The 17,178-nt window shown below is 58.4% G+C and carries 14 protein-coding genes; 5 read left to right on the forward strand and 9 right to left on the reverse strand.

What is annotated here, in order from left to right:
- Positions 1-281: 281 nt before the first annotated feature.
- The 6 genes from J4G14_09135 to J4G14_09160 all read right to left on the reverse strand — a co-directional run bounded on the left by J4G14_09135 (position 282) and on the right by J4G14_09160 (position 7,415).
- Entirely contained in the window at positions 282-839 is a 558-nt protein-coding gene (locus J4G14_09135; GenBank protein ID MCE2457964.1) for a hypothetical protein, read from the reverse strand.
- Between the two features lie 71 nt (positions 840-910).
- Entirely contained in the window at positions 911-1,936 is a 1,026-nt protein-coding gene (locus tag J4G14_09140; GenBank protein ID MCE2457965.1) for an ABC transporter ATP-binding protein, read from the reverse strand.
- Entirely contained in the window at positions 1,936-2,883 is a 948-nt protein-coding gene (locus J4G14_09145; protein MCE2457966.1) for an ABC transporter ATP-binding protein, read from the reverse strand. The genes J4G14_09140 and J4G14_09145 overlap by 1 nt, the downstream gene beginning before the upstream one ends.
- 131 nt (positions 2,884-3,014) lie before the next feature.
- Complete coding sequence (locus tag J4G14_09150; GenBank protein MCE2457967.1) at positions 3,015-4,118, reverse strand: ABC transporter permease; 1,104 nt, start codon at positions 4,116-4,118, stop codon at positions 3,015-3,017.
- Positions 4,119-4,160: 42 nt separating this feature from the next.
- Entirely contained in the window at positions 4,161-5,147 is a 987-nt protein-coding gene (locus J4G14_09155) for an ABC transporter permease (protein MCE2457968.1), read from the reverse strand.
- A gap of 147 nt (positions 5,148-5,294) precedes the next feature.
- Complete coding sequence (locus tag J4G14_09160) at positions 5,295-7,415, reverse strand: ABC transporter substrate-binding protein (protein ID MCE2457969.1); 2,121 nt, start codon at positions 7,413-7,415, stop codon at positions 5,295-5,297.
- Between the two features lie 396 nt (positions 7,416-7,811).
- Here J4G14_09160 and J4G14_09165 point away from each other — a divergent pair, with 396 nt between their 5' ends.
- Positions 7,812-10,577 carry a VCBS repeat-containing protein gene (locus J4G14_09165; protein MCE2457970.1) on the forward strand — a complete coding sequence of 922 codons (2,766 nt, stop codon included), beginning with the start codon at positions 7,812-7,814 and terminating at the stop codon, positions 10,575-10,577.
- 90 nt (positions 10,578-10,667) lie between these two features.
- The gene (locus J4G14_09170) at positions 10,668-12,149 is read left to right on the forward strand and encodes an MFS transporter (GenBank protein MCE2457971.1); all 1,482 of its coding nucleotides are present in this window, start codon (positions 10,668-10,670) and stop codon (positions 12,147-12,149) included.
- A gap of 59 nt (positions 12,150-12,208) precedes the next feature.
- Here the strand turns inward: J4G14_09170 and J4G14_09175 are convergent, their stop codons facing one another.
- Positions 12,209-12,610, reverse strand: coding sequence for a hypothetical protein (locus J4G14_09175; GenBank protein MCE2457972.1), 402 nt, complete (start codon positions 12,608-12,610; stop codon positions 12,209-12,211).
- Positions 12,611-12,723: 113 nt separating this feature from the next.
- On the opposite strand from J4G14_09175, the gene J4G14_09180 reads away from it, so the two are divergent.
- Both J4G14_09180 and J4G14_09185 read left to right on the forward strand, forming a co-directional pair.
- Positions 12,724-13,233, forward strand: a complete 510-nt coding sequence (locus tag J4G14_09180; protein ID MCE2457973.1) for a hypothetical protein — start codon at positions 12,724-12,726, stop codon at positions 13,231-13,233.
- A 127-nt stretch (positions 13,234-13,360) separates the two neighbouring features.
- Positions 13,361-13,591, forward strand: a complete 231-nt coding sequence (locus J4G14_09185; GenBank protein MCE2457974.1) for a hypothetical protein — start codon at positions 13,361-13,363, stop codon at positions 13,589-13,591.
- An 80-nt stretch (positions 13,592-13,671) separates the two neighbouring features.
- On the opposite strand, the gene J4G14_09190 is transcribed toward J4G14_09185, so the two are convergent.
- Positions 13,672-15,375 carry a cation:proton antiporter gene (locus J4G14_09190; protein ID MCE2457975.1) on the reverse strand — a complete coding sequence of 568 codons (1,704 nt, stop codon included), beginning with the start codon at positions 15,373-15,375 and terminating at the stop codon, positions 13,672-13,674.
- 74 nt (positions 15,376-15,449) lie between these two features.
- Positions 15,450-16,433, reverse strand: a complete 984-nt coding sequence (locus tag J4G14_09195) for an SMP-30/gluconolactonase/LRE family protein (GenBank protein MCE2457976.1) — start codon at positions 16,431-16,433, stop codon at positions 15,450-15,452.
- Positions 16,434-16,619: 186 nt separating this feature from the next.
- Here J4G14_09195 and J4G14_09200 point away from each other — a divergent pair, with 186 nt between their 5' ends.
- A complete protein-coding gene (locus J4G14_09200) occupies positions 16,620-17,021 on the forward strand; it encodes a VOC family protein (GenBank protein MCE2457977.1) in 402 nt (133 codons plus the stop codon).
- Positions 17,022-17,178 lie beyond the last annotated feature (157 nt).

Here is a 17,178-nt window from a genome sequence, read left to right on the forward strand (position 1 = left end):
GCTCCGAACCCTGCGCGACGCATCAGGTGCGCCATCAGTGCGATGTCCTCTCTGTTGGACATTTGACTCCTCCTCCGCCGAGGTTATTCCGGCCCCGCTCCCGGACTAACTACTACCCCACCATACCGATGTTAAAGGCACGCATTCTGACCCGAATCCGGGCCAGAACTACACTCACTTTAGCTTGGTCCCAAGTCTAGTCTGCGGACTACGCATCGTCAAGAAGCTCAGCCGTGATTATTCATGAATAGCCATTCACCTACTAAAGCTGGAAATGTGACTCAGCCCAACCTGTAGATTGTTGCTGCCGGCGCAAGTGAGACAAACCCGACAACCGCAACCGACAGCGCTGCAGTCACCCCGTAGGCTCCATACCTGGAGACCACGATGCTGGGATACGCATTGGCCCGGTCGATGATCCATGCTCCGACTACGAACATGACTGCGGCCAGCGCTGTCGGGCCGAGACTGAGCGCCCCGTATTCAAAAGCTACCCTGGGCGCCAGAAATACCGAATCGGCCAGACCGGTCATCACGTCGGGAGTCTCCGTGATCCCAACGGTTGTGTTGATGAACACCAGTGAGACCGGCGCGAGTGTCCCAGTCAGGAATGGGACGATAATTGCGTAACCGAGCCCAACTCCGGGCCACACGAGCGGATGTTGGGGGTGTTCAGCACGCTGGACCAGCCACGCCGTAAGAGTCCAGGCCACTAGACCCCCTGCCAGTAGCCCTGATCCTGACAGAAAGAAGGCTATTGCAGGTTCCAGGTGTTGAGGCTCGAAGTCAGGCGGCTGGAGTTTAGTGCGGGCGACCAGCGAGACGATGATCGCAAACACTCCGAGGGCGCCACCGTATGAAAAGATGCAGGTTAGCAGTCTCCTGCGACGCCCGGTGCGTCCACTACTGGTCAGGACGGCACCCCGGGCAGGTCCAACTCACCCGCGAAGTGGCATTTCGCAAACTGGCCCTCTTCGATCTCGGTTAGTTGTGGCTCCTCCGTCCGGCAGATGTCCTTGGCGAAGGGACATCGAGGGTGGAAGTAACATCCACTTGGCGGGTCAGCAGGGTTAGCTACTTCACCTGTAAGCGCCTGCCCACGTGCACGAACTGCCGGGTTCGGCACCGGTACTGAAGAAAGCAGAGCCTGCGTGTAAGGGTGCTTTGGCTCGGTAAACAGCTTTTCTGTCTCCGCGATCTCCACAATCTTGCCCACATACATCACTACGACCCTATGTGCGATGTACTGGACGACGCTGAGGTCGTGGCTGATGAACAGGTAGGTCAGGTTGAACTCGTCCTGAAGATCCTGCATCAGGTTCAGTATCTGTGCCTGGACAGAGACGTCCAGCGCAGATACAGGTTCATCTGCTATTACAAGGCGCGGGTTCATGACCAGCGAGCGCGCAATGCCGACCCGCTGGCGCTGGCCGCCGCTGAAGGCGTGAGGGTACCTGCGCATGTATGCCGGGGACAGCCCCACCCGCATGAGCATCTCGCTCACCTGGTCTTCTAGTTCTGAACCCCTGGCCAGGTGATTTACCTTGAGTGGATCGGCCACGACGTCGAAGACCGTCATCCGTGGATTGAGAGATGCGAACGGGTCCTGGAATATGAGCTGCATCTCCTGGCGAATGAGAGTCAGTTCCTCTTCGCTTGCCTCTGTCGTGCTGACCACACTGTCGTCTCGCATACGAAAGAGGATCTCGCCGGACGTCGGTTCGACTGCCCTGAGAATTGCTCGTCCCGCCGTGGTCTTGCCGCAGCCACTTTCGCCCACCAGACCGAGAGTCTCACCCTCGCGCAATTGAAAACTGAGGTCGTCGACTGCGCGGACGTAACCCCGCGTTTTGCGCCAGATTCCCGACACGATCGGGAAGTACACCTTTAGGTCCTTGACCGACAGGATCGGCGAACTATCGTTGTGGTTGGTCACTACTGCGACTCCTCGTCGATCGCGGGAGCATCTGCGTACAGCAGGCAGCTAGCCGTGTGGTTCACGCCAACTGACACCTGCGGCGGCTCGAGCACGTCACAGACGCCTTCCATGAATTGAGGGCATCGTGGGTGGAACGGGCAGCCAGAGGGCCTGACGAACGGCGACGGGACGTTTCCACTAATCGCCGCCAACCGTTCAGTCTGCCTGGACCTGCTGAGTTGAGGAATGGACTTGAGCAGTTCTTGTGTGTACGGGTGCTTGGGATCGCTGAACAGGGTGTTGATATCGGCCCGTTCGACGATCTTGCCCAGGTACATGACGATCATCTCTTCGGCCATCTGAGCCACAACGCCCAGGTTATGCGTAATCAGCATCATCGCCATGCCGAAGTCCTCCTGCAGCTCAGCCATGAGCTCCAGGATCTGGGCTTGGGTGGTCACATCCAGAGCTGTTGTGGGCTCATCCGCGATGAGAAGCGTAGGGTTGCAGGATAGCGCCATGGCGATCATGCAGCGCTGCCTCATGCCGCCGCTCAGGTTGAAGGGGTACTCATCCACGATCCGGTCAGGATCGGGAATCCCAACACGCCTCAGAATCTCAATTGCCGTTTCCCTTGCTTCTTCCTTGGTGACCTGCTGATGGAGGAGTATTCCCTCGATGATCTGAGCGCCCACAGTATGCACCGGGCTGAATGAGACCATAGGTTCCTGGAATACCATCGTGATTTCACTGCCGCGGATGTTGCGCATCTCGGTGCCGTCTGGAGACAGGTCGAGCAGGTCGACACTATCGCCGCGAGTCCCGTTTTCGGTGTTCCGGTTGTAGATGATCTCGCCCTCGAACGACCTTCCCGGCGGTCTCACGATCCTCATGATCGAGCGTGCCAACACGCTCTTGCCACAACCGCTCTCTCCGACAACGCCAAGCACACGTCCGCGATCCATCTCGAAGGTGACGTCGTCAACAGCCCGGACGACTCCCTCGTCGAGGTAGAAGTAGGTCTTGAGGTTCTTTATCTCTAGTAGAGGTCTATCGGACTGCAATTGACCACCTTACTCGGGCAATCGTAGGTAGGCTATTGGCCGGAATACGGGTCGGCTGCGTCTCGCAGGCCGTCACCCATGAAGTTGAACGCCAGTATTGCCAGCAGCACGAACGGGGCAGGGACCATTAGCCACGGCGCATTTGATATGGCGTTGAGGTTCTGCGCCTCGAATAACAGAGTCCCCCAACTGATCGTGGGCGGCCTGAGGCCCAGCCCCAAGAAGCTCAGCGCAGTCTCGGCAATGATTATGGCCGGCACCGCCAGGGTTGTCGTTGCGATGATGTGACTCATGAATGAAGGGATCATGTGCCGGAAGATTATTCGGAGCTCCGAGGTGCCGTACAGGCGAGCCGCCATTACGAAGTCCTCAGACCTAAGAGCAAGGAATCTGCCCCTGACCTCGCGAGCAAGCGTTGTCCATCCCAGCAGCGAGATAATGATGGTAATGGCGAAGTAGATCTGGATCTGGGTCCACTCCTGAGGTACGGCTGCGGCCAGCCCCAGCCATAGTGGAATCGTCGGAATCGATCGAATGAACTCGATGAAACGCTGGATGGACATGTCCGCGATGCCACCCCGATATCCTGAGATTCCGCCGAGGAGTACCCCAAGGAATAAGCTCAGAGCCACTCCAATCAGGCCGATGGACATGGATATGCGTGTTGCGTACATCAGTCGAGAGAACACGTCCCTGCCCAGCCTGTCGCTGCCAAACAGGTACATTGGTATCGGATCTTCGTCAGTGTCCAGTCCCAACAGGTGTATGTTTGTATCGAATATGCCGAAGAGCTCGTATTCGTGCCCACGTGCAAATAACTTGACCCTGAACCTCTTGGACTCGTCAGGTGCGTACTCTGGCTTTAGTGTGACGGGATTGCGTTCTCTGAGGAGTCCGTTCGCGTAAGGCCAGGTCGGCTTCAAACCGTCGAAGAAGTGAATCCTCTGAGGCGGGACGAATGCACGCTGCGCATTCTGAGCATACGGATCGTGAATGGCAAAGAACTCGCAGAAGACTGCGATTAGATAGAAGAGAGCTATTCCTATTGTTGCGGCGACCGCTAAACGGTGCCTCAGAAACCGTCTCCAAACGAGAGTCCACTGAGAGGCAATATACTCCCGCTCTTCTGCGGTAATCGCCGTGGTTTCTGTGGTCTGAGACGCCACTTGGCAGACCCCTTACCCTTCCATCCTGATGCGTGGATCAACCGCAGCAAGAATGATGTCAGAGATCAGAGTTCCAAGAATCGTCAATAATGTCAGGATCAGGATGATCGATCCGGCGAGGAACATGTCCTGAGCGATCAGCGATGACAACAGCAACGGCCCGATCGTCGGAAGGCTCAGCACCGTCGCCACAATCAGGCTCCCTGAAAAGAGCTGAGGCAGCTGCCAGCCCATGGTGCTGATAAACGGGTTGATTGCGATGCGTGTTGGATACTTGAGGATCACCTTCCACTCGGGAAGGCCCTTGGCTCTCGCCGTCTCCACGTAGGGCTTGCTTAGCTCGTCGAGCAGATTCGCCCGGATGATGCGTGTGAATCTAGCTGTGCCGTCCGTTCCGAGAATAATCATCGGCACCCAAATGTGTTTCAGAAGGTCGATGAACTTCGCTACGCTCCACGCGGCATCGTGATACTCGGGTGAAAACAGGCTGGTTATCTTCAGTCCGAACCAGGCCCACACAAACCACATGATTACCAGGGCGAGAAGGAAGTTGGGCGTGCCCACACCGAAATACGATAGGAAGGTAAAGAAATAGTCGATAATCGAATACTGCTTGACCGCTGAGATAATCCCAATGGGAATAGCCAGCGTCCAGGTAAACACAATTGTGAACAGTCCTAGGAGGAGTGTCAGGGCCAGCCGCTCCCCAATCAGCTCGTTAACCGGCCGCTGGTATTCGAGTGAGAATCCTAGATTTCCCTGGAGTAGATTCCCCACCCACTTCACGTACTGAACATAGACCGGGCTGTCCAGGCCGTATTGACGCCGCAGGTTTTCAACCTCGGCCATGTCGATCTGGTCGCCTCCGGCAACAAGCTCGGCAATGTATGTCTGGAGGTAGTCCCCGGGCGGGGCCTGAATTATCCCAAACGCCACGATCGACATGAGGAACATCATCGGGATGATGATGCCAAAGCGCCTTAACAGGAACTGAGTCATGGCTGAATAACCTGGAGTCTGACTATTGGGATTAGTCCGGAACCGGCGCCTAGCCCAAGTGTGAAGGCGTTAGCGCGGTGTGATTAGATGGAGTTACTCCGGCCCCGCCTGCTAATGCGGCAGGGCCGGAGTTTCGTAGGTGAGAGACTACTGCTGAGTCTCTTGCCTGCGTTCTTCGTTTCTGAACCAGAACTGGTCGGGGAATGAGTTGAACGGCATGTTCAGCCCGGCCCGGTTCGCCCACCATTCAGGTACGTTGACCAGATCGTTGTTCACTATGACGATGCCCGAGACCAACCCGCTGGCTCCCACCGTACCCAGGCGTACCTGGTTATCGATGGTCCAGGCAAAGATCTCGCGTGCGATTTCATTCTGACGCTCTGGCGGCACGCCGGAGGCCTCGAGATATATGTCGAGAAGGTTCTTGATCTCCGGCGGTGGTTCTGTACCCTCGTCACCGCCGCTCTGGAACCAGCGTGCGTGGTCAGCTGCCCATCCGAACACTGGGTTCGTCGGCAGCGTGTGGAACGCGATGCTGTACAACTCTGCCGTCAGGTCCGCGTTGTGAACGCGGGACATTAGCTCGTTGGCTTGGGCTTGTGTATTCAGCAGGCTCCGCTCAACGACGTCGACCGTGCAGCGTACTCCGACCGCTTCGAAGTAAGCGCACATCTGCTCTGCGCCATCGACGTAGCCGCCGAACGCGTCCATCGTACTTATCTTGAATGCGAACCTGTCTCCATTGGGCAGGGTACGGAAGCCCTCGCCATCCTTGGGGCCCATGACCTCGTCAAGCATTGAGTTGGACTTATCCACATCGTACTCGGTGAACTTCGTCTCATACTCTTCACCTGGATAGAAGGGATGGTCAGCAGCAGGCAAGGCATTTCTTACGATGCCCTGTCCACCCATGGTGATCTCCTTGATGGAGTGCCTGTCTAGCGAATGGGACATTGCAATTCGCCAGTCCTTGTTGCTTATCATCTCTCCTTCAGGCCCGGGATAGGTGATGTTGAAGTAGAGCACTATGTCGGACCCCATCGGGTCGACCACCATCTGGATGGTGTAGTTGCCCCTCTCTTCACCTTCTTTCAGGACAGGGAAGTTGGAGAAGTTGATGTGCCTGCCCTGGAAGTCGATCTCGCCCTGAGCTGCACGCAAGTTCAGCGGCTCGACACCGGAGGCAGTCTGGAACCTTATTTCGTCGATGTATGGAAGCTGGTTCCCTTCCTGGTCGACGAGCGGATAGTACGGATTGCGGACCAGTCTGATGACATCGTCAGCCGAAGTGTTCATCCAGATCCACGGGGAAGTGCCTGGGCGGTCAGGGTTCAGCCTCGGGTCTTCCTGGTTGAGATAGTACTGCGTCCAGCTTGGGAAGCCGGCGTCTTCAGCAAGCTTCTCAGCGTCTGGGTTGTACTTCAGGTTGAATTGCTTCAGGTAGTGCTTGGGAGCATACTGGAAGTCACGTGGAGTGCATCCATGTGCCATGTGACCTTCGAAGAAGTAGAAAGGCGCCGAGTACCGGAATTCAACGGTATAGTCGTCGGTTGCCACAACCTGTACGGGCGGATCTCCACTCTGCCTGATCCACCTTGGCAGTGCACCCTTGATGTCTGGGTCTGTCTGAACTTCGTAAGCGTACTCCCAGTCTTCAGAAGTGAACGGTTCCCCGTCGGACCACTTCATCCCTGGCAGTAGACTGACTGTCCACACGGTGCCGTCGGCGTTCGATTCCCAACCCTTCACAATGTGGGGAATCACGCCAGTGCCGTCTCCGGCCCAACGCATGGCTCCTCGGCCACTTGCGCGGCCGACGTTACAGCTTGCGTCACCGGGCCCCAGGTGGACTCGCCTCCACTGTCCTCCGTATTCACCGACCTCCGCCACATGCATCACCAGTGGCGAATCAGGCAGTCTCTCGTCCACCGGAGGCAGCTCGCCTGCTGCTACTAACTTGGCCAGGTTCGGAGCCTCATTGTACTTCGAGGGCATCGGGACCATGCCTCGAGAGGTGTCTGTTACGTTGACCCCTACGGTCTCACCCGTTCCGGCAGAAGGAGCAGCCGGTGCGGGCGCAGCAGGAGCTGTAGTCGGCTGCATTGCCGGGGCGGCAGGGGCCGTTGTGGCGGCGGGTGCGGCGGGCGCTGTCGTAGCTGCTGGAGCGGGTGCGGCTTCTTCCGTGTCACCCGAGTCACTGCTACATGCGGCAATCATGACTGCAATCGACAACAACAGCACGGCAATCAGCAAAGTCCTCTTCAACATCACCCTCTCCTATTCGACTGTCAATTGGCGAACCAAATATCATGTATGCCGATTCGCAATATATGACTCGAGAAGTACATTGTCAAGCCGAACTCTTCTCACAGGTTGGCTCTCAAGGTTCCATCTAGGAGCGGGAAATCCACGTAGAGACGAAGGCACAATTCGAAGCTTGGGAAGCGAGTGATAGAATCAACAACGGAGCCTCAAGCCATGCCAGTTGAAGCGATACTGCCGCTAGCCGTTTTCGGAAGCATGCTGGTCGTATGGATCGTGCTCCCTCCCCAACGTGGCGACAATGACCTTGGGAACAGAGTCAGAGATTTCCTGTTGAGGCGGAGATGGCATTCATGACCAGCGGTGCTACTAACTTCGCCTGTGACTTCAAGAGATCTGACCGTGTTTAGCAGCCAGGTACGGAAGAAGCGCGCCGTGGGGTTGGTGCTGCTTGCTGCAATTCTGGTCCTCTTCCTGGCATTCAATCGCTTCCCGAAATTGGACGTTGTCGGCGAGGACCTTGATGCCGTCACTGCTCCCCAGGCCCAGTGCTTTCAGGGATTCTGTATCGAGCGGGACCCGGGACAATCGTTTGTGACCAGATGGTTCACGTTCTCGATCACCTACCTCAGGCTGGTCGCCGTCGGGATGACCTTCGCGTTCGTGGTTGCGGGCCTGGCAGAGGCCATGCTGTTTCCTCCTGGAAGTGGACCACTGTTCCCATCGGGAGGTATGTTCAGACGCACGTTGAGTGGCGCAATGGCCGGACCTGTCATGAACCTGTGTTCCGCGTGCATCGTCCCGGTGTCGTCGGCCTTCCGCAGACGAGGAGCGGGTATCGATGGGGCGATCGCAATGGTGCAGGGCTCGGCCACCATGAACGTACCTGCCCTGGCAATGGTGTTCTTCGTGTTCACCCCGCTGCTAGGGGTCAGCCGGCTCGTGCTGGCCGTAGCTGGTGCGCTGCTGATCGGTCCACTGGTAGTCAAGACCCTTCGGGGAGCCACTGCGGATGATGATGTCGAACTTCAATCCGCCTTAGGCGGACTCACGCCTGACTCTGGTTCCTGGTCCGATGCCTTGGTAGAAGGCGTTAGGGACTGGGCGAAGTACAGTCTGGGATACCTAGTCCGCCTGGGGCCGATTATGGTTGTGGCCGGATTCGCCAGCGGACTCGTGCTCCAGTGGATCAGCCCCGACATCATCGCCAGATTCCTGGGGAACGACCTTCAGGGCGTGGCGATCGCGGCAACTCTCGGCATCCTGATCAATGTGCCGCTGCTGTTCGAGATTCCGCTCGTAGCGCTTCTGCTGCTACTGGGCATGGGTACCGCCCCCGCCGCCACGCTTCTGTTTACGGCGGCCGCTGGTGGGCCGGTAACGTTCTGGGGACTCGCCAAGCTAATGCCAAAGCGCGGTGTCGCCATGTTCGCCGGATCAACCTGGGCATTGGGCGCCATTGGAGGCGTAGGTGTCCTGGTGATTGGCACATTCGTCTGGACGGCCGAGGCCTCAGACTTGCAGGCCAGGTACGGTTTTCAGAGAGAGACTTATGCAGAACTCGTACACCCCGAGACCGCGACACTCGACAGGCCTGCGTTCATGGATGTAACTGACGACTCGGGCATAGACTTCCTGCACACGCGACTAAGGTTCGATGCGGTCGATGTCGGCGCAGGCTCGGTTGTGTTCGACTTCAATTCCGACACCCTGCACGACATCTACGTCACCAGCAACAATGGACCCAATGCCCTGTATCGAAACAACGGGGATGGGACATTTACAGACGTCGCCGTCTCTGCCAAGGTGGACGATCTTGGAGGAGGGACGGCCAACGGGGCCTGTGCAGCCGACTACGACAACGACGGCGACCCCGACCTCTATGTCGCACACTTTGGCCCCAGCAGGTTCTACCGAAACAACGGGGATGGGACGTTCTCCAACATTAGCAGCCGGGCGCTTGGAAACGTCACGAGGCTGGAGCGCACTACAGGCTGTGCCTGGGGCGACTATGATCGAGACGGGTTCCTGGACCTCATCGTGGTGAACCATACGCGGCTCAGCGCAAACGTTGACATATTCGGCGTTCCGGTCGACCTTGTCCGACAGGATCCTGAGTTCCTCGAGCTGCATGATCCACTGATCCTGTACCACAACAGAGGAGACGGCACCTTTGAAGACACCAGTACCCTGCTGGGGGACAACACCTCACCCACGCTGTCAGGGCCACTGGGAAACATGTGGGGGTCGGGGTTCCAACCCGGTTGGGTCGACTACGACAACGACGGTGACTCCGACATCTACGTGGTCAACGATCTGGGAGACCAACTCCATCCGAATGTGCTCTGGAGGAACGACGGACCTGACAATGCCGGAGGGTGGGTATTCACTGATGTCTCTGAGAGTTCGGGGACGGGAGTCGAGATGTTCGGCATGGGACTGGCAGTTGGCGACTACAACCTTGACGGAAACCTGGACCTGTTCGTAACCAACATTGGCCAGAATATTCTTCTCAAGAACCTGGGGCCCGATGACGGGTTCGAAGTTGCCTCAGTTGAGGCCAGGACCGGGGCGGCTGCTACTCCTGACGGCCAGAGGGTGGCATGGGGCACCTTCTTCTTCGACTATGACAACGACCTCGACGAAGACCTCTACTTGGTAAGCGGCTTTCTCAATGCACAGAATATTGAAAACCCTGTCGAGCAACCCAATGTGTTGCTCAGGAACAACGGAGACGGGACATTTACCGATGTCTCCACCGGCAGCGGCACGGAAGACCCGGGTGTCGGGCGTGGGGGAGTCTACCTGGACTATGATAACGACGGCTGTCTGGACATCTTCGTTTCGAACCTGCGTCAGAAAGCGAAGCTCCTGAGAAATGTCTGCGAAGTTGGCAACAACTGGCTGGAGATCGATCTGGTAGGGAGTCACAGCAATCGTGACGGAGTTGGTGCCCGGGTGATAGTCGAAACACGAAACACAACGCTGGTGCGGGAGGTGGCGGCAGGTTCAAGCCAGATCGGACAAAACATGATGACCGTACACCTCGGGCTGGGTCTAGCTCGTGCCGCAGACTCGGTAACTATCCAATGGCCCAGTGGTAAGGTCCAGGTGTTCGAAGATGTCCAGGCAAATCAACGTGTGACCATTACTGAGCCAGGCGATTGAATGCGTTGAGGAGCACAAACCGACAATTGTTTGTTCCTTTGACCCCCAGCGTCAGCTACCCGACCCTGACTGTACAATGGTGCCGACTCCATGACCCAAGTCCGCACCCAACGCAGCCGATACCTCGCCTTCTCTGCGATTCTCTTTGGGCTGTTCACGGTCGTCGCAGACCATGGGAGCATTATCATCGCGCTCCCATCCATCGCCAACCACTTCGAGAGTGACCTGCCCACCACTCAGTGGGTATCTATCGGATATGTGCTGGCGATCAGTATCACGCTTCTGCCAATGGGCAGACTGGCGGACCTCGTGGGTCGTAAGCCTGTCTATGTCACCGGATTCATCGTCTTTGCGATCACCGGGGTCATGGCCGGATTCGCACCGTCGATTCTCACTCTCATAGCGGTCAGCACACTTCACGGCCTGGGTGCGGGCATGACTCAGGGCACGGCGATGGCCATGGTGGTTGCCACCTTTCCGCAGTCTGAGCGAGGCAAGGTGCTGGGAATCTACATGGGAGTGGTTGGAGCTGGAAGCGTCTTTGGTCCCGCCGCAGCCGGGATGGTGATCGGCGCGCTGGGATGGCCGTGGGCATTCTTCGGCGTGTCGGTGCTAGGCCTGATCTCTATGGTCTTGACGATCGCATTTGTGGAATCCGGCAGGCCTTCGCACGAGGAGGCACGTCCGTTCAGATTCGACTGGGTTGGCGCGGCACTGGTGGCTGGCACCCTGATCGCGTTCCTTCAGGCGATGACGTGGGCGCCCGACCTCGGCTATGGCAGCGCCTACATCATTCTGGCATTGGCTGCCGCCGCCTCTCTTGGCGCCGGGTTTGTGGCATGGGAGCTCAGATCGTCGCATCCACTGCTGGACCTGCGACTGTTCGGCAATCGTATCTTCAGGGTTGGGGTCGTATCGTCGTTCATCCACTTCATCGGCACCACCTCTGCGTGGTTCCTGATGCCGTTTTACCTCCAGGTCGTGCTGCGTTACACCCCTGGCGAGGTCGGACTCATGACCGCGATCAGCTACGTCGCCATGATGATAGTGGGACCGATCTCCGGACGCCTCTCGGATAGGCTTGGCCGAAGGCTCTTCACAGTAGGCGGCCTGCTCTTCACGACCGCGGGCATTCTGACTCTGTCCACTCTGAAGTCTGACTCCCACGTGGCAATCGCGATAGCCGGAATGATCATGCAGAGCGTCGGGATCGGGGCGTTCAATCCACCAAACAACGGCGCCATTCTGGGTGCCGTGGCGAACGAAGAGCACGCCGTCATATCCGGGTTCCTGAACCTGGTGCGAAACTCCGCGAGTGTTACCAGTGTGGCAATCGCTACGGCGGTGGTAACCATCACCATGGGTACGATGGGATACCCGCCGAGCCTCGCCGCGGTCTCAGCAGAAGGGTCCGCCGGACTCCTCGACGCGTTCGTCACAGGCCTTCGCTACGCCTACTGGCTCATGGCAGCGATGCTGATAGTGGGTGTGGTCTTTACGTTTGCCGGAACGTCCCCCGACTTCGGCTTGCGGCGAGGCAAGAGGCCACTGGCCGTTAGACGGTCCGATTGACGGTCATCCGTCTCGCGCCTGATTCAGGTCCCTTCTGCAGACCCCTCAGGTGGCTTGGACTATCTGTCGGACTTCAACATGGAGATGCCCATTGCCGCCGACAGGGGCGGAAGTGCGACGCCAACGGCCGTGAAGGCTGGACTGAGAACGTCGAACCAGTTCCAGAAGAACAGGATCCCTACGACCAGGTTGCCGTAGAAGATGACATTGGAAGCCATGAAGTCCCGGGACACCATTGTGTCGGCGCCCCCCACCTGTTCGACGTCCCGCTTTCTCAAGTAGCTGAATATGAATGTGAGGACGACTATCGCAATAACGACCGGATGGAACGCCTGCCACAGCGGGCTGGATGGGTCGGCCTCGGTAGAAGTGTGATAGAGCGGCTCGACAATCAGGTGGACTGCCATAGCAATCCCGCCAGGTATGAGAAAGATGCCGATGACCTTCTTGAGAATATCCATAAGACTCTGTGCCTCCGTGCCTGTAACCGTATGTAGTCCCTTGCTGTTTATATATTAATATATATTCTGTATGGCAAGTATTAAGTGAAGCATTAATTGGGAGAATCGACGAATTGAACTCATTCCCATATCCACTTGGAATAGATAGAGGGACCAACCGAATGCCGGCAGCCAGCGAGTTTGCCGACTACCATGACGCGGTTGACTTTCAGAACTCCCGTCTCTTTGGCCATCAACCGCCGAGCGATTCCTGGGGAGCGATGGCCCAGCGTTTTCGGCTGGACCCTCGTCGTGACCTGGATGCCAACCTGCAGGTAATCGCCTCGTACCTGCGGCCTGACGACGTCTTCATCGACGTGGGAGGTGGGCAGGCAGGGTATCTCTTCCCCTTGCGCAGAGCTGCCGGGAGGTGGTCGTTGTGGAGCCCTCACCTGGAATGGGCGCTGAGTTTGACGCCAGCCGCATGGACGCTGGTATTGGCAACGCCAGTCGTGTGCAGGCCGAGTGGATGGCCGCAGACGGCATTGAGGGCGACGTGGTGTTTGCGGGCTGTGTCACCTACTTCGTGCGGGACATCGTCCCGTTCGTGGAGAAACTCCAGGCGTCGGCTCGACGAAGAGTGATAGTTACCCTATGGAGCGAACCTCCGGCCTGCAGCGCCGGTCTGCTGTTCGATCTGGTGTACGGTGAGCCGCAGGAGCCCCTAGACAGCTCAAGTCGGTGCTGTGGGAGATGGATATCCTGCCCAACATGTTTGTGCAACCGGATTCCCCCTGGTGGGAGAATGCAAGCCACGCCAGCCGTGAAGACGCCCTGGTATGGGCTTTGGAGGGCTCGTGGTTCCGGCCCGAGGACAGGGAACGAGCCTCCGGCATTCTGGAGGACAGCTTCGACAGGCTGTTCATCAGTGGGCAGGACGGATTCCGTCCGAGATGGAAGCGATCGCTCCGGGAGCTGCTGATTACCTGGGAGACGACTTAAGCGCTACTGTGACTGTCGAGGTGTCTTGAACGGCTGCAGGCTGCGCCGACAGCGGGACAGCGGGCGCAGCTCCTACCCGGTCACAGCCGGCCCCTGTCGACCACCAGTTCGACGATGTCGTCGCTGGTCAGAGAGCCCAGGAACTTCCCAGACTCGCTGTCGACCACCGGGATGGCAGAGAGTTGGTTCTCCGTCATTCGCTGCAGCACGTCTTCGACATATTCTTCGGGCTGAGCGACGGGCGTGCTGCTTCGCACGACCTCCCGCAGTCTGGTCGTGGTCCAGGAGTCCTCGGGCAGGTATCGCAACATACTCAACGAGATGATTCCGACCACTTCGTCGTCATCCACAATTACGTAATCATGCTGGCGTGGGATGGTCCACTGCTCGGTGAAGTCGATCACCGTGAGGGAAGGATTGGGATGGGGGTGGCCTCGGTCCATGATGTCATCCACCGTGACTTCGTTCAGGGGGAATCGAATGACGCCGCTCGGGACATCGTATATCCGGGCGTCCGAACTCAGACGTCTGCTGGCATGGTTCACCGTGAAGCTGATCAACGTGGGCATCAGCAGCAGGTAGCCGAACATCACCAGCACGAGGAATGAGAACAGGGACTCGCTGACGGCCCCGGTATCTCTGAGGACCAGCAAGAGGGCTATCTCGGCCACGCCCTTCCCCATCAGCCCGGACGCGACCGCGTAGGGGACGGTGAGCCGGGACACGTAGGCGCCCACGAACGCGCCAACGAAATTGCCGGCCAGGGGTATCACCGCCAGGACGATCATGGTCGAAGGGGACACGTCCACAAAGGTGAAGCTGAAGTGAAGCCCTGCCGACGCAAAGAAGAGCGGCACGAACAGGCCCTCAGCAGTGCCACGCAGTCCCGGCGTCACCTCCTGGCGTGTCTGGTAGGGCAGACTGGATAGCGCCGCGCCCATTAGAAGGGCCCCCAACGTGCCGTGCAGTCCCATGAGCTCCGCCGCGTCCACCATCAGGAACAGCGACCCCAGCAGCAGCCCCAGGGAGAGCTGCGGCACCCTGATCAGCCTCTGGACCAGGGAGACCACCCGGGGGAGTACGCGGGAAGACAGAAGCCAGCAGACTGCAGCGAAGCCGAGGATCTTTGCGACCACTACCAGCATTCCCGTGGCCGACACTTCGTAGACGTGATCGCCGATGCTGAACCCGATGACAAGCAGCGTGATCAGCTCTGCTATCACAACCACCGTGAAGATCTGGAGCCCTATCGGGTTCCGCAGTTTTCCTTCGTCGGCCAGCACCTTGGCAACTATGCCTAGGCTGCTCATGGACAGGATCCCCGCCAGTGCAAGCGCATTGTTGAAGCTCAGTCCGATTCCGAAGTCGTGAACGAAATCAGTGGTCACCAGCATGGCAATGCTCAGCGAGAAGAGGACGGACACAACTGCGGCAAGGAAGTAGTGACCCCTGAGGCTGTCCACAAAGCTGGGAATGTCGATCTCGTCCAGTCCGATCAGGAAGAAGAAGACGAAGACTCCCAGGGTCAGGAGGAGATCGATGTGCCCTGTGGGATGGATCGACCACAGCCCCATTGCTTCCAGAACCGGACCCAGCAGGACGCCTGTCAGCGCGTACGCTAGGATGGAGCTCAGGTGCAGCCGTCGGAAGACGCCCTCGGCCAGCTTTGCGACGATGATCAGCAGGCCCAGCGACAGCAGCGACTCTCGAATCTCCTCTCCCTGGGTCACGGTCGCGAACAGCTCCTGCGAGCCCGTGATGAAAGGCAGGACACTCCAATCCATCTACTCTCTCCCCTTTCGTTGCAGGCACACTATAAGGTATCCGGGAGGGAACATTGACTGTGCAGGAAGTTCGTTCAGTTGCCGACGGCCTCCACGTACAGCGAATAGAGGGACTGGCTGGAGGTCATGAACAGGCGGTTCCGCTTGACGCCGCCGAAGCACAGGTTCGCGCAGGGTTCCGGCAGGACAATCCTGCCGATCAGTTCGCCGTCGGGTGTGAGGCAGTGCACACCGTCTGTCCCCAGTCCGGCCCAACCTACGCTGGACCACACATTGCCGTCGCGGTCGGTCCGTATGCCGTCGGCGAATCCGGGGGCCATGTCGGCGAAGACCTCTCCGCCTCGCAGCTCCCGGCCGTCCACCACGTCGAAGACCCGGATGTGACCCGGCCCATTGGGGTCGTGTGAACGCCCGGTGTCCGTGATATACAGCCGCGACTCATCTGGAGAGAAGGCCAGCCCGTTCGGCTTGACCAGGTCGTCGGCCACGACCGTAGCCTCACCGGTCTCGGTATCGAGCCGGTACACCTGCGTGGGCAGTTCGGCCTCGGCCCTCTCACCCTCGTATGCCACCAGTATTCCATAGCCAGGATCGGTGAACCACACGGCGCCGTCGGAGTGAACGACCACATCGTTGGGACCGTTGAGCCGCTTGCCGTCGAAGCTGTCCAGCAGCACGGTGATGCTGCCGTCATGCTCAGTGCGGGTAACCCGGCGTGTCAGGTGCTCGCAGCTAATCAGGCGACCCTGACTGTCCCGGGTGTTGCCGTTGGCGTAGTTGGAGGGCTGGCGAAACAGCGTGACCTCGTTGGTCAGCTCGCAGTACCGCAGCATCCGGTTGTTGGGAATGTCGCTGAAGACCAGCGACCTGAAGTCGCCGAACCAAACCGGCCCCTCGGCCCAGCGCGCTCCGGTGAACAGTCGCTCCACGGCGGCATTCCCGACTCTGTACGCGCTGAAGCGCGGGTCAAGCACCTCCACCGCCGGGTCAGGGTATCGGACTATTCCCTGGTCCCACCGCCGGCTCAGTTCGGGAGTCCACTGTGAATCACCAACCATTGCGCCCACCTCGTTTCATATCCCTGAAGTAATGTGACAGGTGAATTCTATACTTCCTTACCACTCATCTGAACGAGATTTAATGGCCAGAATTTGGCCTTCTACTATGAGATAGAGATCTTTATGCATATGTATTTTCGCTTATCCTGTCCCACAGACAATTTATGAAAAAGAGAGAGAAACACCATGGAACCACGTATCAGCATCGTCACCCTTGGGGTGGCCGACCTGCCCCGAGCAGTACAGTTCTACCGCGACGGACTCGGGCTGCCCCTGCGCGACGATGACAGCGAGTCGATCGCCTTCTTCGAGACCAGCGGCACATGGCTGGCGCTCTACCCACGAGACGCCCTGGCCGAAGACGTCGGCATACCCGCGGACGGGACCGGCTTCTCCGGCGTGACACTGGCCCACAACGTCCGTTCCAGAAGCGAGGTGGACGAACTGCTGCGTGTGGCAGTGGAGGCCGGCGCGACCCTGGTCAAGCCTGCTGAGGACGTCTTCTGGGGAGGGTACTCCGGCTACTTCACCGACCCCGACGGCCACCTGTGGGAGGTCGCATGGAACCCCTTCTTCACGATTGAGTGACGGGGTCCGAAGCTGTGTCAAGTTGGTAGGTCCCTACCTCCCTGTGGAATCTAAAGTCCCCTCTCCCTCAGGGAGAGGGTTAGGGTGAGGGTGAAAACACTGCCTACCAAACTGACACAGTCTCACGTGGTCCCACTCCGTTATCAGCCCTGAGCCG

The sequence above is a fragment of the Dehalococcoidia bacterium genome, assembly GCA_021295915.1.
GTDB lineage: Bacteria > Chloroflexota > Dehalococcoidia > Lucifugimonadales > UBA1123 > VXRN01.